The 25,300-nt window shown below is 64.2% G+C and carries 25 protein-coding genes; 16 read left to right on the top strand and 9 right to left on the bottom strand.

The genetic code is table 11. The annotated features are described in order from the left end of the window. Window positions 1-15: 15 nt before the first annotated feature. Window positions 16-1,944 (top strand): 1-deoxy-D-xylulose-5-phosphate synthase, encoded by a 1,929-nt coding sequence (gene dxs, locus ACFOEV_RS19060; protein WP_386776478.1) that lies wholly within the window; start codon window positions 16-18, stop codon window positions 1,942-1,944. Between the two features lie 32 nt (window positions 1,945-1,976). Then, complete coding sequence (gene djlA / locus ACFOEV_RS19055; RefSeq protein WP_386776477.1) at window positions 1,977-2,753, top strand: co-chaperone DjlA; 777 nt, start codon at window positions 1,977-1,979, stop codon at window positions 2,751-2,753. Between the two features lie 140 nt (window positions 2,754-2,893). Here the strand turns inward: djlA and ACFOEV_RS19050 are convergent, their stop codons facing one another. The 3 genes from ACFOEV_RS19050 to ribA all read right to left on the bottom strand — a co-directional run bounded on the left by ACFOEV_RS19050 (window position 2,894) and on the right by ribA (window position 4,723). Next, window positions 2,894-3,187, bottom strand: a complete 294-nt coding sequence (locus ACFOEV_RS19050) for a hypothetical protein (RefSeq protein WP_386776476.1) — start codon at window positions 3,185-3,187, stop codon at window positions 2,894-2,896. 174 nt (window positions 3,188-3,361) lie between these two features. After that, window positions 3,362-4,033, bottom strand: a complete 672-nt coding sequence (trhA, locus tag ACFOEV_RS19045) for a PAQR family membrane homeostasis protein TrhA (protein WP_386776475.1) — start codon at window positions 4,031-4,033, stop codon at window positions 3,362-3,364. 54 nt (window positions 4,034-4,087) lie between these two features. Next, the gene (ribA, locus tag ACFOEV_RS19040; RefSeq protein ID WP_386776474.1) at window positions 4,088-4,723 is read right to left on the bottom strand and encodes a GTP cyclohydrolase II; all 636 of its coding nucleotides are present in this window, start codon (window positions 4,721-4,723) and stop codon (window positions 4,088-4,090) included. A 194-nt stretch (window positions 4,724-4,917) separates the two neighbouring features. Here ribA and hemE point away from each other — a divergent pair, with 194 nt between their 5' ends. The 7 genes from hemE (at window position 4,918) to ACFOEV_RS19005 (ending at window position 11,858) form a co-directional block, all read left to right on the top strand. Beyond that, entirely contained in the window at window positions 4,918-5,994 is a 1,077-nt protein-coding gene (hemE, locus tag ACFOEV_RS19035; RefSeq protein ID WP_386776473.1) for a uroporphyrinogen decarboxylase, read from the top strand. After that, window positions 5,987-6,367 (top strand): VanZ family protein, encoded by a 381-nt coding sequence (locus ACFOEV_RS19030; protein WP_386776472.1) that lies wholly within the window; start codon window positions 5,987-5,989, stop codon window positions 6,365-6,367. Before hemE ends, ACFOEV_RS19030 begins: the two co-directional genes overlap by 8 nt. A gap of 57 nt (window positions 6,368-6,424) precedes the next feature. Next, window positions 6,425-7,285 (top strand): polyamine aminopropyltransferase, encoded by an 861-nt coding sequence (gene speE, locus ACFOEV_RS19025; protein ID WP_386776509.1) that lies wholly within the window; start codon window positions 6,425-6,427, stop codon window positions 7,283-7,285. A 320-nt stretch (window positions 7,286-7,605) separates the two neighbouring features. Next, on the top strand, window positions 7,606-8,634 hold the full coding sequence (locus ACFOEV_RS19020; protein WP_386776471.1) for an amino acid ABC transporter substrate-binding protein: 1,029 nt from the start codon (window positions 7,606-7,608) through the stop codon (window positions 8,632-8,634). A gap of 117 nt (window positions 8,635-8,751) precedes the next feature. Then, window positions 8,752-9,942: an amino acid ABC transporter permease gene (locus ACFOEV_RS19015; RefSeq protein ID WP_386776470.1), complete on the top strand. Its 1,191-nt coding sequence runs from the start codon at window positions 8,752-8,754 to the stop codon at window positions 9,940-9,942. A 10-nt stretch (window positions 9,943-9,952) separates the two neighbouring features. Then, complete coding sequence (locus ACFOEV_RS19010; protein ID WP_386776469.1) at window positions 9,953-11,053, top strand: amino acid ABC transporter permease; 1,101 nt, start codon at window positions 9,953-9,955, stop codon at window positions 11,051-11,053. A 76-nt stretch (window positions 11,054-11,129) separates the two neighbouring features. Beyond that, window positions 11,130-11,858, top strand: a complete 729-nt coding sequence (locus tag ACFOEV_RS19005; protein ID WP_386776508.1) for an amino acid ABC transporter ATP-binding protein — start codon at window positions 11,130-11,132, stop codon at window positions 11,856-11,858. Window positions 11,859-11,921: 63 nt separating this feature from the next. On the opposite strand, the gene ACFOEV_RS19000 is transcribed toward ACFOEV_RS19005, so the two are convergent. Further along, window positions 11,922-12,416, bottom strand: coding sequence for a hypothetical protein (locus tag ACFOEV_RS19000; protein ID WP_386776468.1), 495 nt, complete (start codon window positions 12,414-12,416; stop codon window positions 11,922-11,924). A gap of 202 nt (window positions 12,417-12,618) precedes the next feature. Between ACFOEV_RS19000 and ACFOEV_RS18995 the strand changes: the two genes are divergently transcribed. Together ACFOEV_RS18995 and ACFOEV_RS18990 are read left to right on the top strand one after the other, a co-directional pair. Then, window positions 12,619-13,047: a host attachment protein gene (locus ACFOEV_RS18995; RefSeq protein WP_386776467.1), complete on the top strand. Its 429-nt coding sequence runs from the start codon at window positions 12,619-12,621 to the stop codon at window positions 13,045-13,047. Between the two features lie 118 nt (window positions 13,048-13,165). After that, on the top strand, window positions 13,166-15,052 hold the full coding sequence (locus ACFOEV_RS18990) for a methyl-accepting chemotaxis protein (RefSeq protein ID WP_386776466.1): 1,887 nt from the start codon (window positions 13,166-13,168) through the stop codon (window positions 15,050-15,052). A gap of 71 nt (window positions 15,053-15,123) precedes the next feature. On the opposite strand, the gene ACFOEV_RS18985 is transcribed toward ACFOEV_RS18990, so the two are convergent. Beyond that, the gene (locus ACFOEV_RS18985) at window positions 15,124-16,050 is read right to left on the bottom strand and encodes a LysR family transcriptional regulator (protein WP_386776465.1); all 927 of its coding nucleotides are present in this window, start codon (window positions 16,048-16,050) and stop codon (window positions 15,124-15,126) included. 147 nt (window positions 16,051-16,197) lie between these two features. Here ACFOEV_RS18985 and ACFOEV_RS18980 point away from each other — a divergent pair, with 147 nt between their 5' ends. Beyond that, window positions 16,198-16,974, top strand: a complete 777-nt coding sequence (locus ACFOEV_RS18980) for a ferredoxin--NADP reductase (protein WP_386776464.1) — start codon at window positions 16,198-16,200, stop codon at window positions 16,972-16,974. A 139-nt stretch (window positions 16,975-17,113) separates the two neighbouring features. On the opposite strand, the gene glnK is transcribed toward ACFOEV_RS18980, so the two are convergent. The 3 genes from glnK to ACFOEV_RS18965 form a co-directional block, all read right to left on the bottom strand. After that, complete coding sequence (gene glnK / locus ACFOEV_RS18975) at window positions 17,114-17,452, bottom strand: P-II family nitrogen regulator (RefSeq protein WP_297457795.1); 339 nt, start codon at window positions 17,450-17,452, stop codon at window positions 17,114-17,116. 168 nt (window positions 17,453-17,620) lie between these two features. Continuing rightward, on the bottom strand, window positions 17,621-18,871 hold the full coding sequence (locus tag ACFOEV_RS18970; RefSeq protein ID WP_386776463.1) for an ammonium transporter: 1,251 nt from the start codon (window positions 18,869-18,871) through the stop codon (window positions 17,621-17,623). 83 nt (window positions 18,872-18,954) lie between these two features. Continuing rightward, window positions 18,955-19,293: a P-II family nitrogen regulator gene (locus ACFOEV_RS18965; RefSeq protein ID WP_386776462.1), complete on the bottom strand. Its 339-nt coding sequence runs from the start codon at window positions 19,291-19,293 to the stop codon at window positions 18,955-18,957. 266 nt (window positions 19,294-19,559) lie between these two features. On the opposite strand from ACFOEV_RS18965, the gene ACFOEV_RS18960 reads away from it, so the two are divergent. The 4 genes from ACFOEV_RS18960 to ACFOEV_RS18945 all read left to right on the top strand — a co-directional run bounded on the left by ACFOEV_RS18960 (window position 19,560) and on the right by ACFOEV_RS18945 (window position 24,181). Next, window positions 19,560-19,913 (top strand): accessory factor UbiK family protein, encoded by a 354-nt coding sequence (locus tag ACFOEV_RS18960; RefSeq protein WP_386776461.1) that lies wholly within the window; start codon window positions 19,560-19,562, stop codon window positions 19,911-19,913. A gap of 98 nt (window positions 19,914-20,011) precedes the next feature. Next, window positions 20,012-21,520: a YifB family Mg chelatase-like AAA ATPase gene (locus ACFOEV_RS18955; protein ID WP_386776460.1), complete on the top strand. Its 1,509-nt coding sequence runs from the start codon at window positions 20,012-20,014 to the stop codon at window positions 21,518-21,520. 184 nt (window positions 21,521-21,704) lie between these two features. After that, window positions 21,705-23,135 carry an amidase gene (locus tag ACFOEV_RS18950; protein WP_386776459.1) on the top strand — a complete coding sequence of 477 codons (1,431 nt, stop codon included), beginning with the start codon at window positions 21,705-21,707 and terminating at the stop codon, window positions 23,133-23,135. Next, the gene (locus ACFOEV_RS18945; RefSeq protein ID WP_386776458.1) at window positions 23,135-24,181 is read left to right on the top strand and encodes a sodium:calcium antiporter; all 1,047 of its coding nucleotides are present in this window, start codon (window positions 23,135-23,137) and stop codon (window positions 24,179-24,181) included. Before ACFOEV_RS18950 ends, ACFOEV_RS18945 begins: the two co-directional genes overlap by 1 nt. Before the next feature lie 2 nt (window positions 24,182-24,183). On the opposite strand, the gene ACFOEV_RS18940 is transcribed toward ACFOEV_RS18945, so the two are convergent. Continuing rightward, window positions 24,184-25,293, bottom strand: coding sequence for an aminotransferase class I/II-fold pyridoxal phosphate-dependent enzyme (locus ACFOEV_RS18940; protein ID WP_386776457.1), 1,110 nt, complete (start codon window positions 25,291-25,293; stop codon window positions 24,184-24,186). Window positions 25,294-25,300: the final 7 nt, after the last annotated feature.

Here is a 25,300-nt window from a genome sequence, read left to right as displayed (position 1 = left end):
AAGACTGATGCCTTCATGAAGCTGTTCGACGAAATACCCGCCGAGCGCCCAGCAACACCGCTGCTCGACACCTTGGAGACACCCGCCGCGCTGCGGGCCATGAGCCAGGGCCAGCTGTTGCAGCTCGCCGACGAGCTGCGTGCCTATCTGCTCTACAGCGTGGGCTGTAGTGGCGGGCACTTCGGTGCCGGTCTGGGCGTGGTGGAACTGACCGTGGCCCTGCACCATGCCCTGGAGACGCCCTACGATCGACTGGCGTGGGACGTGGGCCACCAGGCCTATCCGCACAAGATCCTCACCGGTCGCCGTGAGGCGATGCTGCACATTCGCCAGTACGGTGGCCCGGCGGCTTTTCCACGGCGGGCCGAATCGGAATACGACACCTTCGGCGTCGGCCATTCCAGCACCTCGATCTCGGCGGCGTTGGGCATGGCGCTGGCGGCGCGTACCCGGGGCGAGAAGCGCCGGGTCTGCGCGGTGATCGGCGACGGTGCCCTGACCGCCGGCATGGCCTTCGAGGCCCTGGCGCATGCCGGCCACGTGCACGCCAACCTGCTGGTGATCTTGAACGACAACGAGATGTCGATCTCCGAGAACGTCGGCGGCATGGCCAGCTATCTGGCGCGGATCCTCGCCAGCAAGCCCTATACCGTGATGCGCGAGAACAGCAAGAAGGTGCTTTCGCACCTGCCCGGTGCCCTGGAGTTTGCCAAACGCACCGAAGAGCACATGAAGGGCATGATCAGCCCGGCCACGCTGTTCGAGGAAATGGGCTTCAACTATATCGGCCCCATCGACGGCCACGACCTGCCGACGCTGGTGCATACGCTGCGCAACATGCGCGACCTGGACGGCCCCCAGTTCCTGCACGTCAAGACGCGCAAGGGGCGTGGTTTCCAGCCCGCCGAGTCCGACCCCATCGGCTACCACGCCATCACCAAGCTGGAGAAGGAGCCCTCGCCGCCCCCCCAGGTCGAGACCTCCACGGCCAAACCACGCAACGACTCTGCAGTGCGCCCGAAGCCGCGCAAGTATTGCAACGTCTTCGGCGACTGGGTCTGCGACATGGCGGCGGAGGACGAGCGGTTGATCGGCATCACCCCGGCGATGCGCGAGGGCTCGGACCTGATTCGTTTCTCGCAGGAATACCCCGAGCGCTACTACGATGTGGCCATCGCCGAACAGCACGCGGTGACGCTGGCCGCCGGCATGGCCTGCGAGGCCATGAAGCCGGTGGTGGCGATCTACTCGACGTTCCTGCAGCGCGGCTACGACCAGCTCATCCATGACGTGGCGGTGCAGGGGCTCGACGTGACCTTCGCCATCGACCGTGCCGGCCTGGTCGGTGAGGACGGCCCCACCCATCATGGTGCCTTCGACCTGTCGTACCTGCGCTGTGTGCCGGGACTGGTGGTGTTGGCGCCGGCCGATGAGGCGGAATGCCGCGCCATGCTCAGTGCCGCCTATCGGCATCCTGGCCCGGCGGCGGTGCGCTACCCGCGTGGCAAAGGGCCCGGGGTAGCCATTCCCGATTCGCTCGAGCCGATCGCGATCGGCAAGGCGGAAATCAGGCGGGAAGGCCGAGGAGTCGCTCTGCTGGCCTTCGGCAGCCTCAATACGCCGGCGGCCGAGGTCGCCGAACGTCTGGAGGCGACGCACCTCAACATGCGCTCGATCAAGCCGCTGGACCGCGACGCCGTCCTGGCCGCCGCCCGCGACCACGAGTTGCTGGTGACGCTGGAGGAGAACGTGGTCGCCGGCGGTGCGGGCAGTGCCGTGAACGAGCTGCTGGCGGCACAGGGCGTACAGGCGGCGGTGCTCAACCTGGGCCTGCCCGACGCCTTCGTCGAGCACGGCAAGCCGGCCGAGCTGCTCGCCGAGTGCGGCCTGAATGCCGACGGCATCGAAGCGGCGATTCGCCAGCGCCTCGACCGAGGGCGTTAAACCACGTCACACATTGTTACGGTGGGAAGACCATGTTGATAGCGACAGTGATGGGGGCAGTGCTGGGATACATGATCGGTGGCCCGCTGGGCATGCTGATCGGGGCTGCTCTCGCCTATTGGGGTGTCCGGCGCCTGTTGCGCAAGAGTGTGCTGGGAAAACTGGCCGGGATACAGGCGCAGTTCCTGGATTCCACCTTTGCGGTGATGGGTTGCTTATGCAAGGCGGATGGCCAGGTCACTCAGGACGAGTTGGAGGTTTCCAAGCAGCTATGGGAACGCCTGCAGCTGAACGCCGAGCAGCGTGAGCGAGCCAAGGCGGCGTTCAACCGTGGCAAGGCGCCCGACTTCGATCTGGACGCGGAGCTGGCCATTGTCCGCCGTATCGCTGGGGGCCAGCGCGCGTTACTGCAGGTGTTCCTGCAGGTACAGCTGTCGGCGATCGCCGCCGATGGAGTGTTGCATCCCGCCGAGCATGAGATGCTGGTGCGGGTGGCGCGTGGCCTGGGCTGTTCGGAGGCGGAAATCGAGCAGATCGAAGCCATGCTGCGTGGCGGCGGTGCTCAGGCGCCGGGAGCCGCTTCCGGGCAATCGCTGGAAGATGCCTATCGAGTGCTGGGTGTCGATGCCCATGCCAGCGATGCCGAGATCAAGCGCGCCTATCGCCGCCTGATGAGTCAGAACCATCCTGACAAGCTGGCCGGCAAGGGGTTGCCCGAGAGCATGCGGGAAGTGGCCAAGGAGCGGACCAGCGAGATCAGCAACGCCTACGAGCTGATCAAGAAGACACGCGAACGACAAGCCGCCTAGGCATGGCCACCCGAGCGTGACCGGTATCACGCCGGTACGGTACCCGTCATGATATTCGGGGAATCACCGGCACGCCTCTCGTGCCTGCCAATCACGACAAGGCCCCACTGGGTGGGGCCTATGTCGGTCGGCGTCAAGGGTCACGAATTGCCGGTGGCTTGCCGGCTCGGTTGTGCTTCGTCGCGGTTCTCGGGGAACCGGGTGCGAGGCTCGCCCTCGACGATCAACTGCTGCCGGGCGTCGACCATGGCCGCACTGGCACCGTCGTAGCGGTAATCGGGCACGGCATCCGGGGTGGCCGACCCGGCGTTGGCGGCAGAGACTGTCGGCGCGGCCTGGTTGATCTGAAGCGCCCTTTCGGAGGCGATGCCGGCATGAGCCACGATGGGCAGTGCGGCGAACAGCAGGGTGGCTACGCGAGTCTGGATTTTCATGATGAATGCCTCATGTCGAGTGATGAGGTCATTTTTATTCACTTGCTAATTATTAGCCAAGCAATAGTATCAATGGCGATAATAACCCGCCTCTATCAGGGCGGCCGCGTTTTCCGCTCGGACGGCTATCATCGAGAGAGGGTAGGGGCAGGCGAGACGACGTGACGGGCGGCGTCAGGCGGGATAGGGCAATACGGCGGTGAACACCGCGAAGTAATGGCAGGTGCTGCCGCCCAGTACGAAACCATGCCAGATGGCGTGGTTGTAAGGGATGGCCCTGAGTACGAAGACGATCACGCCCAGCGAGTAAGTGACACCTCCGGCGATCAACAGCGCCAGGCTGGTGGGCGTCAAGACCGCACTCAACTCACCGAAGGCCAGCACCACGAGCCATCCCATCACCAGATAGACGCTGATCCGCAGCACGCCGAAGCGATGCGGCCAGATCAGCTTGAGCACGATGCCGCCCAGGGCCAGGCCCCAGACCACCGCAAACAGCGTCCAGCCCAGCGAGCCGCGCAGGTTGACCAGTAGAAAGGGCGTGTAGGTGCCGGCGATCAGCGCGTAGATGGCGCAGTGATCGAGCATCTGAAACGCACGCTTGAGCCTCGGGTGGCGGACGCCGTGGTAGAGCGTGGAGGCGGTGTAGAGCAGGAGCAGGCTGGTGCCGTAGAGGCTGACGCCGACGATCTTCCAGGGATCGACGTGCGCCGCCACGCTGGCCAGCACGATCAAGGTCGCCATGCCGGCCAGACTCAGTGCCGCACCGACACCATGGCTGATGCTGTGCAGCAGCTCTTCGCGAAGGCTGTAGGGGGGTTCGTCGAGGGGGGCGCGATCCGTCATGCTACGTTCTCCATGACTTGGTAGACCCGCCAACCGGTCCGCTGGTTCCGTGGGTCAGGGCTTGCGCTCGATATCGATGTCGGAGGCCTGGGTGAAGTCGCCGAGCACCATCATGTGGCCGAGCTTGCCGGCCTTGGTGGCCAGGTACTGCTCATTATGAGGGTTGAGGCCCGTGGTGATCGGAAGCCGCTCGGCCACAGTGACACCGTCGCGGGTCAGGGCATCGACCTTGCGCGGGTTGTTGGTCATCAGCCTCAGCGAGGCCACGCCAAGGTGCTCGAGCATCGGCACGCACAGGTCGTAGCGGCGCAGGTCGGCGCCGAAGCCCAGGCGTTCATTGGCCTCCACGGTATCGGCACCCTGGTCCTGCAGGTGGTAGGCGCGGATCTTGTTGAGCAGCCCGATACCGCGCCCTTCCTGGCGCAGATACAGCAACACCCCGCGACCCTCGTCGGCGATACGCTTCAGAGCCTCCTGGAGCTGGTAGCCGCAGTCGCAGCGCATCGAGAACAGCGCATCGCCGGTCAGGCACTCCGAGTGCACCCGCCCCAGCACCGGCTCGCCGTCGGCGATATCACCCAGCGTCAGGGCGATATGGTCCTTGCCGGTGGCCTCGTCCTCGAAGCCATGCATGGTGAAGGTCGCCCAGGGCGTGGGCAGCTTGGAGGCGGCGATGAATCGAATCGTCACAGGGAACCTCGATGATAGACGACGGCGGTGCCGGCGAGTGGAGCGGCCATTCTAGCAGGATCGTCGCCGACGCTCACGGCGCCTCGGATGGTCGATGAATAATGCCAATAAATGGGGCAGACGTCGCCGGGAATCAAGCCGTCGCCGACATGTTTGGGTACAATGCGGGAAAATTCGCAAGTGCTGAGTCGACCATGGAACTCAAGAACGATCGCTTTTTGCGTGCCCTGGCGCGCCAACCGGTAGACCGTACCCCGGTGTGGATGATGCGCCAGGCGGGCCGTTATTTGCCGGAATATCGTGAGGTGCGTGGCCAGGCGGGCAGCTTTATGGATCTGTGCCGCAACGCCGAGCTGGCCTGTGAGGTCACCCTGCAGCCGCTCGAGCGCTACCCGTTGGATGCCGCCATCCTGTTCTCGGATATCCTGACCATCCCCGATGCCATGGGGCTGGGATTGTATTTCGAGACCGGCGAGGGGCCCAAGTTCCACAAGCCGGTGCGCAGCGTCGAGGATGTCGCCAGGCTGGCGGCGCCGGACGCCGAGCGCGATCTCGACTACGTGATGAACGCCGTGCGTACCATTCGTGGCGAATTGAATGGCCGCGTGCCGTTGATCGGCTTCTCCGGCAGCCCCTGGACTCTGGCCACCTATATGGTCGAGGGCGCCTCGAGCAAGGACTTCCGCCATGTGAAGACCATGCTCTACGACACACCGGATGCCATGCACCGGTTGCTCGATCTGTTGGCCCAGGCGGTCACCGACTACCTCAATGCCCAGATTCGCGCCGGCGCCCAGGCGGTACAGATCTTCGATACGTGGGGCGGGGCACTGTCGACGCCGGCCTACCTGGAGTTCTCGCTGCGCTACATGGAGCAGATCGTCGCCGGCCTGATCCGTGAGCACGAGGGACGCCGGGTGCCGGTAATCCTGTTCACCAAGAACGGTGGCCAGTGGCTGGAGCATATCGCCGGCACCGGTGCCGATGCCGTGGGGCTCGACTGGACCACCGAGCTTGCCGACGCGCGGGCCCGGGTCGGTCATCGTGTGGCGCTGCAGGGCAATCTCGATCCCAATGTGTTGTTCGCCAAGCCCTCGGCGATTCATGCCGAGGTGGCGCGCGTCCTCGACAGCTATGGCGAGGGACCGGGGCATGTGTTCAACCTGGGGCACGGTATCAGCCAGTTCACCGAGCCCGCGCATGTCACCGCCTTCCTGGATGCCCTGCATGAGCTCAGCCCGGGCTATCATCGCGAGATCCGGCATGACTGAGACGGGCTGGCTGCGGCACTGGCACGATCGCCGCCGCCTGTGGGCCGTGCTGGCGTTGCTGGCGGCGCTGGCGATCGCCATCAGCAGCCTGACCCCGGGCAGCGAGATGCCCACGGGGCTGCCCTGGGACAAGCTCAACCACTTCGTCGGCTATGGCGGCCTGGCCGGCCTGGTGGGGCTGGCCGGGATGCGTCTGTGGGCCGCCTTCGCCAGCGTGGCGCTCTACGGCGTCGTCATCGAATACGCGCAGATGCTGGTGCCGGAGCGCAGCGGCGGCGATGGCTGGGATATGCTTGCCAATGCCCTGGGGGCCGGGTGTGCGCTGCTGTTGTTGCAGGGGCTGCGCAAGGGCTTTATTCGCGGCCGGTCTTAGGCTATGTTGCGCGGCCGCCGACAAGGCGCCTCCATTCATGACATACGAGGGTCCATGATGACCAAGTCTCTCGACGCGGGCTGGTTCACCGAAGTCTTCGACGGTCACGGCAGCGCCTTCTCTCTCAAGGTGACCGGGAAGCTGCTCGACGTGCACAGCCCCTATCAACACCTCGAGGTCTATGCCACCGAGACATACGGCAACCTGATGGTGCTCGATGGCTGTGTGATGCTCACCGACCGCGACAATTTCCTCTACCACGAAATGATGGCGCACCCGGCGCTGTTCACGCATGCCGACCCCAAGCGCGTGGTGATCATCGGTGGTGGCGACTGCGGCACCCTGCGCGAGGTGCTCAAGCATTCCGGTGTCGAGCATGTCACCCAGATCGACATCGACGAGGAAGTCACCAAGGCGGCCAAGCGCTTCTTTCCGGCGCTGACCGCTGCCAATGACGACCCGCGCGCCGAGCTGCTGTTCGCCGATGGCGTGGAATGGGTCGACGGGGCCGACGATGCCAGTGTCGACCTGATGATCATCGATTCCACCGATCCGGTGGGGCCGGCGGAAGGGCTGTTCAAGACCGACTTCCTCAAGCGTTGCCATCGTATTCTCAAGGATGGCGGACTGCTGGTGCAGCAGAGCGAATCGCCGCTCTATCACACCGGCACCATCATCCGCGAATTGCGTGACGACATGATCGAGGCCGGCTTTTCCAGCGTGGCGACCCTGCCGTTTCCGCAGCCGGTCTATCCCTCCGGTTGGTGGAGTGCGACGCTCGCCGGCAAGGGCTGCGACGTGACTCGCTTCCGTGAAGCCGATGCCGCCAAGGCCGACCTGGCGCTCGACTACTACACCGCAGAAGCCCACCGTGGCGCCCTGGCATTGCCGCCCTTCATGCGTCGTCTGCTGGACTGAGCCGGCGCACCGCCGGCATCGCGATCGCCGATACTCCTCAACGCCTCGTCACCTCTGCGAAGTGGCGAGGCGTTGGCGTGTCTTGCGCCCTACTACGGCGCAGCGGGCTGCCGATCGTACCGCAATGGAGCCCGATATGTCCCCAGGGGAGGCCGACATCAGCGCTACCAGCGACGAGATCCTGGCTTTTTGCTGCCTCTCCTGCGTTGAATAAATGTTATCGCCACAATATGACGTGAATGGAACACTCTTTGCTAAGGTGCATGGCACATGCGCCAAGCATGCACGATGATTCTTCATAACATCTGAGGGAACGATCCATGTCGTACAACAACAACAAGCTCGTACTGATGACCGCTGTCACGGCCCTGTCGTTGGGCGTGACGGCCGCGGCGCAAGCCACCACCCTCGAAGATACCCAGCAACGCGGTGTGGTGCAGTGTGGCGTCAGTGACGGCTTGCCGGGCTTCTCGGCACCGGACGACCAAGGGGAATGGCAGGGCATCGACGTCGAAGTCTGTCGCGCCGTCGCGGCGGCGGTGTTCGGCGATGCCGAGGCGGTGCGCTATGTGCCGCTCAATGCCGTGGAGCGCTTCACCGCTCTGCAGTCCGGCGAGGTCGACGTGCTGTCGCGCAACACCACCTGGACCGCTACCCGCGATACGACGCTGGGCCTGAACTTCGCCGGCGTGACCTTCTATGACGGTCAGGGCTTCATGGTTTCCAAGGACCTGGGCATCGGCAGCGTGAAGGAGCTCGATGGCGCGGCGATCTGCATACAGGCCGGTACCACCACCGAACTCAACGTGGCCGATTACTTCCGTGCCAATGAGATGCAATTCGAGCCCATCGTCTTCGACACCTCCGAGCAGACCGTCGGTGGCTTCGAGGCCGGTCGTTGCGATGTCCTGACCTCCGATACCTCCCAGTTGGCCGCGCTGCGCATCCAGTTGTCCGATCCCAGCGGTGCCGTGATCCTGCCGGAAGTGATCTCCAAGGAGCCGCTGGGGCCGGTGGTCCGCCAGGGCGACGACCAATGGTTCAACATCGTCAAGTGGTCGCTGTTCGCCATGCTCAATGCCGAGGAACTGGGCATCAGCAGCGACAATGTCGACGACATGCTGAATTCCGAGAACCCCAACATCGCCCGTTTGCTCGGCCAGGACGGCAACTTCGGGGAAGGCATGGGGCTGAAAGCCGACTGGGCCTATAACATCATCAGCCAGGTCGGCAACTACGCCGAAATCTACGATCGCAACGTGGGCATGGATTCCCCGCTCGAGATCGAACGCGGCATCAACGAGTTGTGGAGCAACGGCGGTATCCAGTACGCCCCGCCGGTACGCTAAGCGTCTCGCCTGAGCTCCGGCCGTGGCCGGAGCATGCATGTCGACGCTCAGGGCCGGATGATCCCGGCCCTGAGCGGTCGTTTCGATCCTGTTTGACTCCTGGCGGAGACGCATCCCATGTCTGCTAGACCCAAGGTCCCTGCCCAGGGCCCCAAACCTCCGTTCTGGCGCGACCCCGCCAAGCGGGCCCTGGCCTTCCAGCTACTCCTGGTGGCGGGTGTCGCGGCCTTCCTGCTGACCATCATCGGCAACACCCAGGCCAACCTGGCGGCGCGCGGTATCACCACCGGCTTCGGCTTTCTCTCCAACACCGCCGGCTTCGGCATCGTCCAGACCCTGATCGACTATTCGTCGCAAAGCACCTACGGCCGAACCTTCGTGGTCGGGCTGCTCAATACCCTGCTGGTGGGGGGACTGGGAGTGCTGGCGGCGACCATCATCGGCTTCATCGTCGGCATCGCACGGCTGTCGCCCAACTGGTTGATCGCACGCCTGGCCAATGGCTATATCGAGATCTTTCGCAACATCCCGTTGCTGCTGCAGATCTTCTTCTGGTACTTCGCCGTGCTGCGGACCATGCCGAGTGCCCGCGACAGCCTGTCCTTCGGCGAAGTGATCTTTCTCAACGTGCGCGGGCTCTACCTGCCCCAGCCGTTGTTCGAGTCCGGCTTCGGCCTGATCCCGCTGGCCCTGGCGGTGGCCATCGTCGCCAGTATCGGGCTGATGATCTGGAACAAGCGCCGCCACGAAGCCACCGGCCATCGGCTACCGGCGGGGTGGATCTCGCTGGGGCTGATCGTTGGCTTGCCCTTTGGCGTGCTGGTCGCCACCGGCGTGCCGGTGACCTGGGACATCCCGGAACTGGGGGGCTTCAACTTCCGTGGCGGCATCACCGTGATTCCCGAGTTCCTGGCGCTGTGGCTGGCACTGTCGATCTATACCGCCTCGTTCATCGCCGAGATCGTGCGTTCCGGCATCCAGGCCATCTCCCATGGCCAGACCGAAGCGGCCCAGGCGCTGAGCCTGCCCCAGGGGCTGGTGTTGCGTCTGGTGGTCGTTCCTCAGGCCATGCGCGTGATCATCCCTCCGTTGACCAGCCAGTACTTGAACCTGATCAAGAACTCCTCGCTGGCCACCGCCATCGGCTACCCCGACCTGGTGTCGGTATTCGCGGGTACCACGCTCAACCAGACCGGCCAGGCGATCGAGGTCATTGCCATGACCATGGCGGTGTATCTGTCCATCAGCTTGCTGGTGTCGATGTTCATGAACTGGTTCAACGCCCGCATGGCGCTGGTGGAACGTTAGGAGCCCGGTGATGATTCATAATCGGAAAGTGATCGAGGCGCGCCCGGCGCCGTCCAGTACCATCGGCCCCATCGCCTGGCTGCGCGCCAATCTGTTCAGCGGGCCGATCAACGGCGCCTTTACGCTGCTTGGCCTGTATCTGTTGTATCTGCTGCTGGTGCCGACGCTTCAATGGGCGTTCGTCAATGCCGACTGGATCGGTACCAGTCGCGAAGACTGTTCGCGCGAAGGGGCCTGCTGGGTGTTCATCAACGCCCGCATCGGCCAGTTCATCTACGGGTTGTATCCGCGTGACGAGATCTGGCGAGTCAACGTGATCTTCGCTGTTTTCGCAGTATTGGTCGCCTGGCTGGCGATCCCCCGGCTGCCGTCCAAGCGCTGGGTAGCGGTGGCGACCCTGGTGGTGTTCCCGGTATTCGTCTACTTCCTGCTCTATGGCGGCCACTTCGGGCTACGCATGGTCGAAACCCATCGCTGGGGCGGCCTGATGCTGACCCTGGTGCTGGCCGTGGTGGGCATGGTGGGGGCCTTGCCGATCGGGGTCCTGCTGGCGCTGGGACGGCGTTCGCACATGCCCATCGTCAGAAGTTTCAGTGTGGTATTCATCGAGTTCTGGCGTGGCGTTCCGTTGATCACGGTGCTGTTCATGGCTTCGGTGATGCTGCCGCTGTTCATGCCCACCGGGGTCAGTGTCGATCGCCTGGTTCGGGCCCTGATCGGCATCACGCTGTTCCAGAGCGCCTATATGGCCGAGGTGGTCCGCGGCGGGTTGCAGGCGATCCCGCGGGGACAGGAGGAAGCCGCCGCGGCACTGGGCATGGGTTACTGGAAACGCATGGGCCTGATCGTCCTGCCGCAGGCATTGAAGATGATGATCCCGGGGATCGTCAATACCTTCATCTCGCTGTTCAAGGACACCACCCTGGTGATGATCATCGGCCTGTTCGACCTGCTGGGCATCGTTCAGGCGGCCCTGTCGGATTCGCGTTGGCTGGGATTCTCGCTGGAAGGCTATGTGTTCGCGGCATTCATGTTCTGGATCTTCTGTTTCAGCATGTCGCGTTACAGTCAGCACCTCGAACGCAAGCTACATACCGGTCACAAGCGCTGAGCCTCGGCACCTAACAACAGGGACAACAATGATGAGTGAACAAGCTTCCACCGCAGCGGCCAGCGCCGAGACCTCGATGGTCGAGATGCGCGACGTCAACAAGTGGTACGGGGATTTCCACGTCCTGCGCGATATCAACCTTACCGTCCAGCGCGGCGAGCGCATCGTCATCTGTGGCCCGTCGGGCTCGGGCAAGTCGACGCTGATTCGTTGCATCAATCACCTCGAAGAGCACCAGCAGGGCGAGATCGTGGTCGGCGGCATGCCGTTGACCCAGGACGTCAAGCGCATCGAGCAGATTCGCCGGCGGGTGGGCATGGTGTTTCAGCACTTCAACCTGTTCCCGCATCTGACGGTGCTGGAAAATTGCTGTCTGGCGCCGATGTGGGTGCAGAAGAAGCCGCGCCGCGAGGCCGAGCAACGCGCCATGCAGTATCTCGAACGGGTACAGATCGCCGAGCAGGCGAAAAAGTACCCCGGGCAGTTATCGGGCGGGCAGCAGCAGCGCGTGGCGATCGCCCGCTCGCTATGCATGCACCCGGAAGTCATGCTGTTCGACGAGCCCACCTCGGCGCTGGACCCGGAGATGATCAAGGAAGTGCTCGATGTCATGGTCGAGTTGGCCCGGGAAGGCATGACCATGCTCTGCGTCACCCATGAGATGGGCTTCGCCAAGACCGTGGCCGATCGGGTGATCTTCATGGATCAGGGCCAGATCATCGAGGAAAACGCCCCGGAGCCGTTCTTCAACCACCCCCAGTCGGAACGCACCCAGCTGTTCCTCAGTCAGATCCTCGGTCACTGATCGGCGGACGTGGCGAGAGACGACGCCTCGGCTTCAGGGCCGGGGCGTCGTTGCATGATAGCGTTACAGTCGTGGTTCATGGCGAGCCGGTGGTTCGGGAGTGCCGCTGGCGGCGAGATCCAGGGTGGGCTCATCGAGGCCGCGGCGCCGCGACGGCGCCGGCTGGCTGACGCGGGCACTGCCCAGTACCGTATCCTCGGCATCCACGCTGCGCGCGGCACTGGTCCAGGCGTGGCCTTCATCGTGGATCGCGGGCCGACGATCGAAGGAACGGGTCACTACGGCGCTCGGGGCGAACCCGGGACGCTGCTCCGCCAGATGATGGGGCAACAGCCATAGCTCGGCCAATAGCCGGGTAGCGACAATGGCCAACAGCAGCAGACTGCCACCAAGGACCAGCTCAGGCCAGGCGCTGGCCCAGTCTTGCGAGCTCAGCCAGGGGGTGCGGCTCGCCAGCCAGCCTCCGCCGGCGACCAACAGACCGACTTGGATGACCAGGTGACAGAACAATAGGGTGCGTCGCGGCAGAGGGCGACGCGGAAACAGGAACTGACGCATGTATAGGGACCTCCCAGTGAATCGGCGCACGCGGTGCTGGCCGGTTGCGCTGGCCTCCGTGCCGGCGCAGTCGATGCTAACCCAGTTGGCGGAAAAACTGCAGTGGTCTCTCATCCGATGGCGATATTGACCACCCGCGCGACCCTTGCCAATCTCGATAAGGTAAGTGTCGCGGTGTCAGCAACCCAAGGAGCGTAAGTCTATGACGACCTATATTGTGGTGGCGGATTCGGCCCGGGCGCGCGTCTTCACTCGTGATGCCTTGCAACTGGTGGAGCAGGACAGCCTGGTGCATGCCGAAGGGCGTTTGCATGAAGGTGACCTGGTGACGGATGGCCGCGGAGATGTGCATGAGTCGACCGCCACCACCGCACGTGCCTCGGGCGGCGAGAATGTTGCTTCCAACCACCATGCCGAGATGTTTGCCAAGGAAGTGGCCGAACGTGTCTATCGAGCGCGCGTCGACAACCACTTGCAGAAGTTGATTCTGGTGGCGCCACCGCGTTTTCTGGGGCTCCTGCGTGACAAGCTCGATGCCCCCTCCGGCAAGTTGATCATCCATACCTTGCCCAAGGATCTTTCCAAGGCCAGCCAGGCCGAGATTCAGGAAGCCGTCAGCGACCTGCGCTGATCTCTCTCGCGCATCGACTAAAGCCTGGGACGCAATTGCCGATAGGACCGACCAGTGGCGGCGCGTGGCACCCGCGTGCCGTCTTCTCTGGCAAACCACCCTATCAGCGAGCACGCCCATGGCTTCTTCCCTGCGCATACGAATCCTGATCGCCACCGTGGTGGTGGTCGCTCTGGCCCTGGCCATCAGTGGCGCGGCCAACTACCTCACCGTCAAGTCGCACAATGACGAGCAGGTGGCCCGGCAGCTTGCCTCCGTGACGCAAGGCCATGCCTTGGCGATCAGTGAATGGATCACCGCGCGTACCAGCATGATCGAAGCGGCGCGTACCCCGGTGACCAGGGATGCCCCCGTCACGGCGTTGGTCCAGTTGGCCGAGTCCGGAGGCTTTCTCTCGACCTACCTGGGCAAGCCCGACGGCAGCCTGACCACCTCCGATGGCTGGGTTCCCCCCGACGATTACGATCCGCGCCAGCGCGGCTGGTATCTCGATGCCACCGAGCGCGGTGCCAGCATCGTGTCGATGCCCTATGTGGATGCCAATACGGGGCGCGTCGTAGTGACCTTCGCTACGCCGGTCGAACGCGACGGCAAGCTGGTCGGTGTGCTCGGCGGCGATGTGGTCATCGACACCATCGTTGCCGATGTCGCGGCGATTCAGCCGACGCCCTCGAGTTTCGCCTTCCTGAGTGTCGGCGGTGAAACGCTGATTGCCCACCCCGACGCCGCTCTCACCCTCGAGCCCGTGACGCGGCTGAGCGACGACCTGACGCCGGAGGCGATCGCAGCGCTGGGTAGCGACGGTGGCTGGCGACCCGTCGACATCGCTGGGCACGACAAGCGACTCGCCGTCATGCCCATCGAGGGCAGCGACTGGGAACTGGGGGTGGCACTCGATGCAGACGAGGCCAACGCTGGATTGCGGGCGATCATCCACTCCTCGCTGATCACACTGTTGGTGGCGGCGGGGATGGCTACGGTGTTGCTCGGTCTGTGGCTCAAGCGTTCCCTGGGCGGTCTGGTGCGAGCTCGCGACGCCTTGGAGAACATCGCCAGTGGCAGCGGCGACCTGACCCGTCGCCTGCCGGAAGACGGTAGCGATGAAGTGGCGCAGATCGCGTCAGCGTTCAACCGCTTCGTGGCCAAGATGGAAGCGGTGATGATGACCATCCGCGACAGCAGCGAGACGGTGCGCATCGCCGCCACCGAGATCGCCAGCGGCGGCCAGGATCTGTCGCGACGTACCGAGAATGCCGCCTCCAGCCTGCAGCAGACCTCGGCCTCGATGGAGGAGATCACCAGCACCGTGGAACACACCGCCGAATCGTCCCGGCAGGCGGATAGGCTTTCCCAGTCGGCCTCCGCCGTCGCGACACGCGGTGGCGAAGTCGTCTCCCGGGTGGTCAGTACGATGCAGGACATCACCGACTCCTCGCGGCAGATCGCCGAGATCGTCACGGTGATGGATGGCATCGCCTTTCAGACCAATCTGCTGGCGCTGAACGCTTCGGTGGAAGCGGCGCGCGCCGGTGAGCAGGGCCGTGGCTTTGCGGTGGTCGCCGGTGAGGTACGGCAACTGGCCGGCCGTAGTGCCGACGCCGCGCGCGAGATCAAGGCGCTGATCGATACCTCGGTGGCCAGGACCGAAGACGGGGCCGCCCTGGTGCGCACCGCCGGCGACACCATGGACGAGATCGTCGACAGTGTTACCCGGGTCGCCGACGTCCTCGGCGAGATCACCACGGCCACCGCCGAGCAGAGCGATGGCATCGGCCAGGTCAATGTCGCGGTCTCCGAACTCGACCGCATGATCCAGCAGAATGCGGCGCTGGTCGAGGAATCCACCACGGCGGCCGAACAGCTCAAGGACCAGGCGGATCGGCTGACCGAAGCGGTTGGTGGCTTTACCCTCGCCGAACGGCACGAGTCCCTCTCACCGCAACTGTCGGCGCCAGTGTCATCCGCGCGGGAGAAGCCATCGGCCAGGCGGCTCGAGTCGGCCTGACGGCGACGATAGGCTCCAAGAATGCTACTGCCGATCCTATCGAAGCCTGGCCATTGCCGGGCTTCCCGGTGTCAGGGAATATAGGGCAGGTCGATCTCGTCGCTACGCGTGATGCCCTCGGTCATCTTGCGGCACAGGCGCAGGAACTCGCGGATGCCGGTGGTCAGGTACTTGTGGCGGTGCCAGATGAAGGTGAACTGGCGCCTCAGGTCCAACTCCGGGGTGGGGATCGGCACCAGGCTGCCGCGACGGAAGGCGTCGCGCAGCGCTAGTCGCGACACGCAGCCGATACCCAGCCCCGATTCCACGGCACGCTTGATGCCCTCGGTATGTTCCAGTTCGAGGAGGGTATTGAAGCGTGCCCGTCGATGGCGCGTGGCGTGTTCCAGGGTCAGTCGTGTCCCCGATCCCGGTTCGCGCATGATCCAGTCGGCTCGCAGCAGGCGGTCCATGTCCAGTTCCCCGGCATTGGCCAGTGGGTGGTGCGGTGAGCAGAACACCACCAGTTCGTCCTCCACCCAGGGTTGCATGACCACATCCTCATGCTGGCAGTCGCCTTCGATCAGACCCAGGTCGAGTTCGTGTTGCACGATGCGCTCTATGATGGCACTGGTATTTCTTACCTGCAGGCGGACCCGGCTATCGGGATGGCGCTGCATGAAGTCACTGATCAGTAATGTGGCCAGGTAGTTGCCAATGGTCAGCGTCGCACCCACATCGAGCGAGCCGATGCCGCGCTGGCCGCGCAGCAGTTCCTCGATCTCCTCGGCGCGATCGAGCAGGGCCACCGCCTTGGGCAGGATCTGGAAGCCCAGGGCGTTGAGCTTGAGTCGCTTGCCGATGCGGTCGAGCAGTTGGCAGTCGAACTGACGCTCGAGCTCGGCCAGCGCGGTGCTCGCCGCCGACTGGGACAACGCCAGCGAACGGGCGGCATGCGATACGCTCTCGTGCTGGGCGACGGCGACGAAGACTTCCAATTGACGCAGACTATAGCGCATGATGTGACTCCCGATGGACTGCTTATCCATAGTATAGATAAGGGTTATCCATATAATCCATTTAACAGATATAAAATGGGCGCTTAGAATTGCTGCCATAGGTAGAGCGGCGACGTTATTCGCCAATGGAATATCAAGGAGCCCGTCGTGAGCAAGTTTGCCCTGGAAGAAGTCCTCAGCGTTCATCACTGGAACGACACCCTGTTCAGCTTTCGTACCACCCGTGAGCGTAGCCTGCGCTTCAAGAACGGCCAGTTCGTGATGATCGGTCTCGAGGTGAACGGCAAGCCGCTGATGCGCGCCTACTCCATCGCCAGTCCCAATTACGAGGACCACCTCGAGTTCTTCAGCATCAAGGTGCCGGATGGTCCGTTGACCTCGCGCTTGCAGCACCTCAAGGTCGGCGACCAGGTCATGGTCAGCCGCAAGCCCACCGGCACCCTGGTCACCGACGACCTGCTGCCGGGACGCAACCTTTACCTGCTCTCTACCGGTACCGGCCTGGCGCCCTTCATGAGCCTGATCCAGGATCCCGAAGCCTACGAACGCTACGACAAGATCGTGCTGATCCATGGCGTGCGCAACGTCAGTGAGCTCGCCTATGCAGACTTCATCACCACGGAACTGCCGGCTCACGAGTACCTGGGCGAGGAGATCGCCGAGAAACTGGTCTACTATCCCACGGTCACCCGTGAGGAATTCCATACCATGGGGCGCCTGACCGACCATATCCGTGACGGCAAGCTGTTCGAGGACACCGGCCTGCCGATGATCGACCCCAAGCAGGACCGCGCCATGATCTGTGGTAGTCCGGCGATGCTCGACGACACCAGCGCCCTGCTCGACGACCTCGGCTTCCAGATCTCGCCGCGCATGGGCGAGCCCGGTGACTACGTCATCGAGCGCGCCTTTGTCGAGAAATAAGCAAGGATAGCCGTAAGCTCTAAGCCTTAAGCTATAAGAAAACCCCGGCGGTAAAATATATCGGCGGGGTTTTCTATAACTAGCTGATATAAACTGTTTTTCTTACAGCTTACAGCTTACAGCTTACAGCTTACATCTTTCAGACCGCGTCCTTGCCGGTCTCGCCGGTGCGGATGCGGATGACCTGCTCGAGTGGCGAGACGAAGATCTTGCCGTCGCCGATCTTGCCAGTATTGGCGACCTGGGTGATGGCGTCGATGACCTGTTCGGCCATGTCGTCGTCCACCGCCACTTCGAGCTTGACCTTGGGCAGGAAGTCGACCACGTATTCGGCACCGCGGTACAGCTCGGTGTGCCCCTTCTGTCGCCCGAAGCCCTTGACCTCGGTGACGGTGATGCCCTGAACGCCGATCTCGGAAAGCGATTCCCGAACGTCGTCGAGCTTGAACGGCTTGATGATGGCAGTCACCAGTTTCATGGTCCTTCTCCTTGCATCTGTTGTGCAGGTGGCGCACCGAGCCCCCACAGGATCTTTCGTCTAGCATCGCCGAGTGGTGTTGGCTGTCAAGCATACACCGCTCGAGGGGGGATTAAAAAAGGCCCCCGAAGGGGGCCAGGGGAGCACGCCAGCTCACTCGGTATGCCGCTACTTGCTTGCGACGTTGAACTCGGGGTAAGCCTCCAGGCCACACTCGGTCAGGTCGACCCCCTCGTATTCCTCCTCTTCGCTGACCCGGATGCCCATGGCCGCCTTGATGATCAGCCATACCACGAGGCTGGCAAGGAAAACCCAGGCGAAGATGCCGATGATGCCGAGGATCTGGGCGCCGAAGGAGGCATCCCCATTACTCATCGGTACCACCAGGACACCCCAGATACCGGCCACACCGTGCACCGAGATGGCGCCGACCGGATCGTCGATCCTGAGCTTGTCGAGCGCCACGATGGAAGCCACGACGATGGCGCCACCGATAGCGCCGATGACCGCGGCGCCCAGCGCAGGGGGAGACAGCGGGTCGGCGGTGATGGCGACCAGGCCGGCCAGGGCGCCATTGAGGGCCATGGTCAGGTCGGCCTTGCGGAACCACAGCTTGGCCAGCACGAGGGCGGCGATCACGCCACCGGCCGCCGCGGCATTGGTATTGACGAACACCTGGGCGACATTGTTGGCGGATACGGCGTCGGACATCTTCAGCTCCGAACCACCGTTGAAGCCGAACCAGCCCATCCACAGGATGAACATCCCCAGCGTCGCCAGCGGCATGTTGGCACCCGGGATGGCATAGATCGAGCCGTCCTTGCCGTACTTGCCCTTGCGCGGGCCGAGTATCAGCACACCGGCCAGAGCGGCCGCAGCACCCGCCAGGTGCACGATGCCGGAACCGGCATAGTCGGAATAGCCGACCTCGGACAGCCAGCCGCCGCCCCAGGTCCAGTAGCCGGAGACCGGATAGATGACCGCGGTCATGACCACGGCAAAGGCGAGGAACGCCCACAGCTTCATGCGCTCGGCCACGGCACCGGAGACGATGGACATGGCGGTAGCCACGAACACGACCTGGAAGAAGTAGTCGGAGCGCATGGAGTAATAGGGCGCGTCGTCACCGCCCGCAGTAATGGCGTCCAGGCTGTTCTCGACGCCGATCAGAAAGCCCAGGCTGGGCAGGACGCCACCGCCGGCACTGGAATACATGATGTAGTAGCCGATCAGCAGATACATGGTACAAGCGATGGCGAATAGCGCCACGTTCTTGGTCAGGATCTCGGCGGTGTTCTTGGAACGCACCAACCCGGCCTCGAGCATCGCGAAGCCGGCGGCCATCCACATCACCAGCACACCGCAGATCAAGAAGTAGAAAGTGTCGAGCGCATAAGTCAGCTCTGAAAGCTCTGTCATTCGATAATCTCCTGAGCCAGCGTTATTTTTTAGGGACTCGCGTTGGCGTAGATTCCTGCGTACATGGTCGGATCAAGGATGGATCAGACGGCATCGGCACCGCGTTCGCCGGTACGGATCCGGATCACATCTTCCAGCGGGGTGACGAAGAGCTTGCCGTCACCGATCTTGCCGCTGTTGGCCGCCGTGCGGATGGCATCGAGAACGGTTTCCAGGCGGTCGGCGTCGACGGCGACCTCGACCTTGACCTTGGGCAGGAAGTCGACGACATACTCGGCGCCGCGATACAACTCGGTGTGCCCCTTCTGGCGCCCGAAGCCCTTGACCTCGGTCACGGTGATGCCCTGGACGCCGTTGTCGGCCAGCGCCTCGCGGACATCGTCAAGCTTGAACGGCTTGATAATGGCGGTGATGAGTTTCATCCCAATTCTCCCGTCAATGGCGTGCGGTAATGGCTTGCGCCTACCTGGCATCAAGCGCAAAACATGCCACGATATTGTTATTCAATTAATATCAAATAGTTATAATGCATTTCGCGCGGCGGCATAGGTGGCGTGCATCCCACTCGGCAAGGTAATGCACTGATTTGGTGCTCTTGCACTTCGTGGGCGCATCATTTCGGCGCATGCGCTGGGCGGGATCCTTGCGTATCCTGTGGGGATCACATTCCTGGAGCGAGGAACGACCCATGGTGAACAGCGACCGCCTCAGCCGGCTGGCCCAACAGCTCGGTGAACGTCTACAGGACGCCTCGCATGCCCCGGAGGAACTGCAGCGTGGCGTGCACCAGGCCATGCGTGGCGCCTTCGACCGTCTGGAGCTGGTGTCGCGGGAGGATTTCGATATCCTGATGGATGTCCTGCAACGTACCCGGTCACGGGTCGAAGCCCTGGAGAAGCAGGTGGCGGCACTCGAAGCGGCACTGGATACCGCCCAATCGTCGGTCGAGGCACCGCTGGGCGAACGCCGTGACGATACCTCACCGCCCGAGGACGCCGGCGCCGGAGAGGCGTCTCGACCGCCCGGCAGGAGCGGCGACTGATTCCGGTCCCGTCGCTAGCGGGACCGGGCGGCACCGATATTCGACGCCGAAGGCCATGGCGTTCATTCAAGGACGATGACGATGTGCAAGGAACGCCCATGACGTTGGCCATTATCAACACACGTGCCAGCGTGGGGCTGGATGCGCCCGAGGTGCTGGTCGAGGTGCACCTGGCCAACGGCCTGCCGGGGCTGACCCTGGTCGGGCTGCCGGAAACCGCGGTCAAGGAAAGCCGTGAGCGGGTGCGTAGCGCCCTGATCAATGCCGGTTTCGAGTTTCCCAATACGCGCCGCATCACCCTCAACCTGGCGCCCGCCGACCTGCCCAAGGAGGGCGGGCGTTTCGATCTGCCGATCGCCTTGGGAATCCTGGTGGCCTCCGGCCAGGTGCCGGCCGCGGCGTTGGCGGGAGTCGAATGCCTGGGTGAGCTGGCGCTCGATGGCCGCCTGCGCCCGGTACCGGGTGTGCTGCCGGTGGCACTGGCGGCACGTCGTGCGGGACGACGTCTGCTGGTGCCGCGGGCCAATGCCGATGAAGCGGCCCTGGCGGGAGGGCTCGAGGTACTACCCGCCGACCATCTGCTGGAGGTGGTGGCGCACCTGCTGGGCCAGCAACGCATTGCAGCGCACCATCTCGAGGCGCCCGTCGCCCTGCCCGACCCCTCTGCCGACCTGCGCGAGGTACGCGGCCAGCACCAGGCGCGGCGTGCCCTGGAAGTGGCAGCGGCGGGAGGGCACAACCTGCTGTTCGCCGGCCCGCCGGGAACCGGCAAGACCATGCTCGCCAGCCGCCTGCCCGGCATCCTGCCGTCACTGACCGAGGATGAGGCCCTGCAAGTGGCGGCAATTCGCTCGGTGTGTGGCCTGGCGTTGCGTGAACAGTGGGGGCAACGCCCCTTTCGTGCCCCGCATCATACCGCCAGCGCCGTGGCCCTGGTCGGAGGTGGCTCGAAGCCGCGTCCCGGCGAGATTTCCCTGGCTCATCAAGGCGTGCTGTTTCTCGATGAGTTACCGGAATTCAGCCGCAGTGTGCTGGAAGTGATGCGTGAGCCCATGGAGTCGGGATGCATTTCCATCTCGCGGGCCAGCCACCAGCGCCGGTATCCAGCCCGTTTCCAACTGGTGGCGGCGATGAACCCTTGCCCTTGCGGGCACCTGGGCGATCCGCGAAGCCGCTGCCAATGCACGGCGGCGCAGATCCAGCGTTACCAGGCACGGCTGTCCGGTCCCTTGCTCGACCGTATCGATCTGCAGGTGGAAGTGCCGGCCCTGCCCCCCGAGCAGTTGACCGCCGAGCACAGTGGCGAAAGCTCGGCCGCGGTGCGTGCCCGCGTGGTGGCGGCCCGCGAGCGCCAGTATGCTCGCGGTGGCCTGAATGCCCACTTGCCGGGGCGTGAACTGGAGGCCGCCTGTGCGCTGGAGGCGGCGGAGCGCACCTGGCTGGCCGAGGTGCTCGGCCGTCTCAATCTCTCGGCACGCGCCTATCACCGCGTGCTGCGTGTGGCGCTGACCCTGGCCGACCTGGCCGGGGAGGGGCGTCCCGCCAAGCCGCAGTTGATGGAAGCCATCGGCTATCGCCAGTTGGACCGGCTACTCAAGCGTCCCTGACTGCGCGGGAACGCACTCGAGCGGCAAGCACCGTCATGGCTCGTTCTCTTGAGCAGGCGATATCCCTCTCGCGGGCGCTGGAACCCAGGGCCGCTCCTGTTGGCTAAGCTGTCGATAGGAGGATACGGGGGCCACTTCGTCGTGCCCTGGGGTCCACACCAGCCAAGACAGCCAAGGGGGGCCGATGCATAAGCCGGAGACCGATCTCGCTGCGATGGATGCTGCTGCCCTGATCGACGCTTATCGACATGGCCGTCTCTCGCCCGTGGAGGCGGTCGCGAACGCCCTGGAGCGCATCGATTGCTACAACCCCGTCGTCAACGCCTTCTGTCACGTGGATCACGAGGGTGCACTCGCCGCTGCCCACGAGGCCGAGGCCCGCTGGCAGCGTGGCCTGCCGCGGGGGCCGGTGGACGGGCTGCCGGTGACGATGAAGGACCTGACCCGGGTGCGTGGCATGCCGGCGCGCGAGGGGACCTTGATCTCCGACCCCGCCCCCTGCGACGAGGATGCACCGCCGGCACGGCGGCTACGGGATGGGGGAGCCGTCATCCTGGGCAAGACCACCACGCCCGAGTACGGTTGGAAGGGGGTTACCGACAGCCCGTTGACCGGGGTGACCTACAACCCCTGGGATACCCGGCTCACGCCGGGTGGCTCGTCGGGCGGCGCCGCCGCGGCCTGTGCGCTGAACCTGGGAGTGCTGCACCAGGGAGGCGATTCCGGCGGCTCGATACGCATACCCGCCTCCTTCACCGGGACCTTCGGTTTCAAGTCGACATTCGGCCTGGTACCGCAATGGCCGCCCTGTGCCTTGCCGTCGATGTCGCATATCGGTCCGATCACCCGCAGCGTCGACGACGCGATACGCATGCTCAACGTCATCGGCCGCTACGAGTCCCGCGACAGCTACGCCATCGATGCGGCACCGGCGGACTGGGGGAAAACCACCCGCCAGACCCTCGAGGGAATGCGTATCGGCCTGATCACCGCAGCGCGTCGTGTCGGGGTCGACCCGCAGGTCACCGCGGCCGTCGAACGGGCGGCAAAGACGCTGACCGAGCTGGGCGCCGAGGTGGTGCCCAGCGATCTCGATCTGCACGAAGCCGGCGAAGCCTTCAAGGTTCTGTGGTTCACGACGACCTGGCGACTGTGCTATCAGATGACCGAAGCCGAGCGTCACCTGATCAGCTCGGGACTGCTGGAAAACGCTTGGCGTGGCGAAGAGTTCAGTGCCAATGACGTGCTCGTCGCCGAAGAGGCCAGGGCCACCCTGACCTCACGATTCGAGGCGCACTTTCGCGATGAATTCGACCTGCTGTTGATGCCCAGCGTGGCTGTCCTGCCGTTTGCCGCGGGCCAGGAGGTGCCGGAAGGCAAGGGGATGAACGACTGGATGGATTGGACCCCGTTCAGCTATCCCTTCAACCTGACACGCCAGCCGGCCGCATCGGTGCCCTGCGGGTTCAGTACCGAGGGGCTGCCGATCGGTTGTCAACTGGTGGGCGCGCGCTTTCAGGATCGTGCCGTGCTGCGTGCCAGTCGTGCCTATATGCGTGCCGTGCCGCCACGTTTTCCCATTGCCCCGTGCGCTGACGAGCAAGAAACGGCCTGATGTCCCTGTCACCCGGCAGCCTGCCGCTGACCTTTGCCATCGGACTGTTCCTTCTCGGCACGGCGGTGGTCGGCGTAGTGGGTACGCGCTTGACCCGCGTCGTCGACGACCTGGCCGATCGCACCGGAATCGGCGAGGCGATCGCCGGTGCCATGCTGCTGGGCATGGCCACCTCGCTGTCGGGCATTGTGTTGTCGGTGTCCGCGGCCTGGGCCAACCGGCCGGAACTGGCCATGAGCAATGCGCTGGGCGGCATTGCCGTCCAGACCCTGTTCCTGACCGTTGCCGACGTGACGTACCGGCGAGCCAATCTGGAGCATGCCGCCGCCTCCCTCGGCAACCTGATGCAGGGAGCATTGTTGTTGTGCTTGCTGGGGCTGCTGCTGGTGGGGCGCTTCTCGCCGGAAATCACGGTATGGCACATTCATCCGGTGACGCCGTTGCTGTTTGTCGGCTATCTGTTTGGCCTGCGGCTGGTCAACAAGGTGCAGGCCAATCCCATGTGGCGCCCCGCGCGAACCCGGGAAACCCGTCTCGACGAGCCCGATGCAGCGGCCATGCAGCGCTCACTGAGTCTGCTGTGGCTGGCGTTCGTGATCATGGCCGCTGTGCTGGGGCTCGCGGGCTGGGTTCTCGAGCGCAGCGCCACGGCCATCGCCGTGAACAGTGGGCTCAGCCAGACCGCGGTGGGAGTGTTGCTGACCTCGGTGGCGACCTCGTTGCCCGAGCTGGTCACGACGCTGGCGGCGGTACGCCGGGGGGCGCTGACCCTGGCAGTGGCCGGGATCATCGGTGGCAATGCCTTCGATGTCCTGTTCGCCGCTGCCTCGGATGTTGCCTATCGTGGCGGCTCGATCTACCACGCGGTACCCGACTCGGTCGTGTTGTGGATCGCCCTGTCATTGCTGATGACCGGCGTCATGCTGGCCGGGCTGATTCGCCGCGAGGAGCAAGGGCCCGGACGTATCGGCTTCGAGAGTGTGACGATCATCGGCTGTTACCTGGCCGGGGTGGTCATGGTCATGCTGGGCGGGGAAGGCGGATAAGCCTAGTCGGTACTCCGCAACGCCCTCTCCAGTGCATCCAACCGGCCCGGCGCCAGGGCATCCTCCACGGCGCTGATACGCAGCACGTGGCCGAGGGCGGGATGGGGCGGCCGGTGGATCAGGCTGCCGGCCTCGAGCAACTCGCCGTGAACCCGCTTGGCCAGTTCCGCCTCGGGCAGTCGCACGGCGACGAAATTGGTGGCGCTCTCGGGCACGTCCGCACCGAGGTCGCGCAGCCACTGGCTCAGACGTTGACGGCGCCCGATGACCGCCTGGACGTGCTCGGCGGTTTCCTGTGGATGGTCGAGCAGGGTTTCGGCAGCGGCTTCGGCCAGCGATGACACCGCGTAGTGGATACGCACCTTGTTGAGCATCTCGATGTCATGCGCTTCGGCAATCGCATAGCCGATCCGCAGCCCGGCCAGGCCATGGGCCTTGGAAAAGGTACGCAGACGAATCACCCGAGACCATGCCTCGCCGGCACTGGGCGAGGCGGCGTCATGGCGGAAGTCATGGTAGGCCTCGTCGAGTAGCAGGGTACAATCCTTGGGCAAGGCGTCGCGTAGCGCCCTCACGGCCCGATCGTCGTGAAAATGGCCGCTGGGATTGTCGGGGTTGGCCAGATAGACCAGGCGCGCTCCTTCATAGTGCGCCGCTTGCGCCAGAGCGTCGAGGTCGGGTGCCAGGGTGCGGGTGGCATCGTGATAGTCGACTTCGACGATCCGGCAGCCCTGCCCGGCGGCGAAATAGCCGAAGGTCGGATAGGTACCGGCGCTTGTGATGACGCAACTGCCAGCGGGAGAGGTCGCCCGCAGCGCCAACGCCATCAGGCTATCGGCACCGGCATCGATCAGCAGCGACTCGAGCGGCGTGTCGAGCTGTTCGCTCAGGCGGGTACGGACCCCCATGGCTTCGGCATCGCCGTAGCCGCGCGCCAGGTCTGCCAATTCGCGGCCGAAGCGTGCACCGAGTGCCTGGTGGGGCATGTCCAGCCCTTCATTGGAACCGAGCCGGTGGGGGATCTTGCGACCCAGACGACGCTCCAGTGCCCTGAGGCCGGGGAAAGGATTGGTCGGGCCGTCGCGATAGAGATGATCGGCAAAACGCGGCATGACGAAG

It is taken from the genome of Litchfieldella rifensis (assembly GCF_042646605.1).
In the GTDB taxonomy this organism is placed as follows: Bacteria; Pseudomonadota; Gammaproteobacteria; order Pseudomonadales; family Halomonadaceae; genus Litchfieldella; species Litchfieldella rifensis.
Note: the sequence above shows the minus strand (reverse complement) of the source record. Positions and strands in the feature narration are given on the sequence as shown.

Excerpts from the sequence above, each read along its gene's own strand:
- djlA (WP_386776477.1), top strand. The coding sequence starts at position 1,977 with ATGTTGATAGCGACAGTGATGGGGGCAGTGCTGGGATACATGATCGGT.
- ACFOEV_RS19005 (WP_386776508.1), top strand. The coding sequence starts at position 11,130 with ATGGTCGAGATGCGCGACGTCAACAAGTGGTACGGGGATTTCCACGTC.
- ACFOEV_RS19050 (WP_386776476.1), bottom strand. The coding sequence starts at position 3,187 with ATGAAAATCCAGACTCGCGTAGCCACCCTGCTGTTCGCCGCACTGCCC.
- ACFOEV_RS18960 (WP_386776461.1), top strand. The coding sequence starts at position 19,560 with ATGGTGAACAGCGACCGCCTCAGCCGGCTGGCCCAACAGCTCGGTGAA.
- ACFOEV_RS18995 (WP_386776467.1), top strand. The coding sequence starts at position 12,619 with ATGACGACCTATATTGTGGTGGCGGATTCGGCCCGGGCGCGCGTCTTC.
- ACFOEV_RS18985 (WP_386776465.1), bottom strand. The coding sequence starts at position 16,050 with ATGCGCTATAGTCTGCGTCAATTGGAAGTCTTCGTCGCCGTCGCCCAG.
- ACFOEV_RS19030 (WP_386776472.1), top strand. The coding sequence starts at position 5,987 with ATGACTGAGACGGGCTGGCTGCGGCACTGGCACGATCGCCGCCGCCTG.
- dxs (WP_386776478.1), top strand. The coding sequence starts at position 16 with ATGAAGCTGTTCGACGAAATACCCGCCGAGCGCCCAGCAACACCGCTG.
- glnK (WP_297457795.1), bottom strand. The coding sequence starts at position 17,452 with ATGAAACTGGTGACTGCCATCATCAAGCCGTTCAAGCTCGACGACGTT.
- ACFOEV_RS18950 (WP_386776459.1), top strand. The coding sequence starts at position 21,705 with ATGCATAAGCCGGAGACCGATCTCGCTGCGATGGATGCTGCTGCCCTG.
- ACFOEV_RS19015 (WP_386776470.1), top strand. The coding sequence starts at position 8,752 with ATGTCTGCTAGACCCAAGGTCCCTGCCCAGGGCCCCAAACCTCCGTTC.
- ACFOEV_RS18955 (WP_386776460.1), top strand. The coding sequence starts at position 20,012 with ATGACGTTGGCCATTATCAACACACGTGCCAGCGTGGGGCTGGATGCG.
- ACFOEV_RS19010 (WP_386776469.1), top strand. The coding sequence starts at position 9,953 with ATGATTCATAATCGGAAAGTGATCGAGGCGCGCCCGGCGCCGTCCAGT.
- ACFOEV_RS18940 (WP_386776457.1), bottom strand. The coding sequence starts at position 25,293 with ATGCCGCGTTTTGCCGATCATCTCTATCGCGACGGCCCGACCAATCCT.
- ACFOEV_RS18970 (WP_386776463.1), bottom strand. The coding sequence starts at position 18,871 with ATGACAGAGCTTTCAGAGCTGACTTATGCGCTCGACACTTTCTACTTC.
- ACFOEV_RS18965 (WP_386776462.1), bottom strand. The coding sequence starts at position 19,293 with ATGAAACTCATCACCGCCATTATCAAGCCGTTCAAGCTTGACGATGTC.
- ACFOEV_RS19020 (WP_386776471.1), top strand. The coding sequence starts at position 7,606 with ATGTCGTACAACAACAACAAGCTCGTACTGATGACCGCTGTCACGGCC.
- trhA (WP_386776475.1), bottom strand. The coding sequence starts at position 4,033 with ATGACGGATCGCGCCCCCCTCGACGAACCCCCCTACAGCCTTCGCGAA.
- hemE (WP_386776473.1), top strand. The coding sequence starts at position 4,918 with ATGGAACTCAAGAACGATCGCTTTTTGCGTGCCCTGGCGCGCCAACCG.
- ACFOEV_RS18945 (WP_386776458.1), top strand. The coding sequence starts at position 23,135 with ATGTCCCTGTCACCCGGCAGCCTGCCGCTGACCTTTGCCATCGGACTG.
- speE (WP_386776509.1), top strand. The coding sequence starts at position 6,425 with ATGACCAAGTCTCTCGACGCGGGCTGGTTCACCGAAGTCTTCGACGGT.
- ACFOEV_RS18990 (WP_386776466.1), top strand. The coding sequence starts at position 13,166 with ATGGCTTCTTCCCTGCGCATACGAATCCTGATCGCCACCGTGGTGGTG.
- ACFOEV_RS19000 (WP_386776468.1), bottom strand. The coding sequence starts at position 12,416 with ATGCGTCAGTTCCTGTTTCCGCGTCGCCCTCTGCCGCGACGCACCCTA.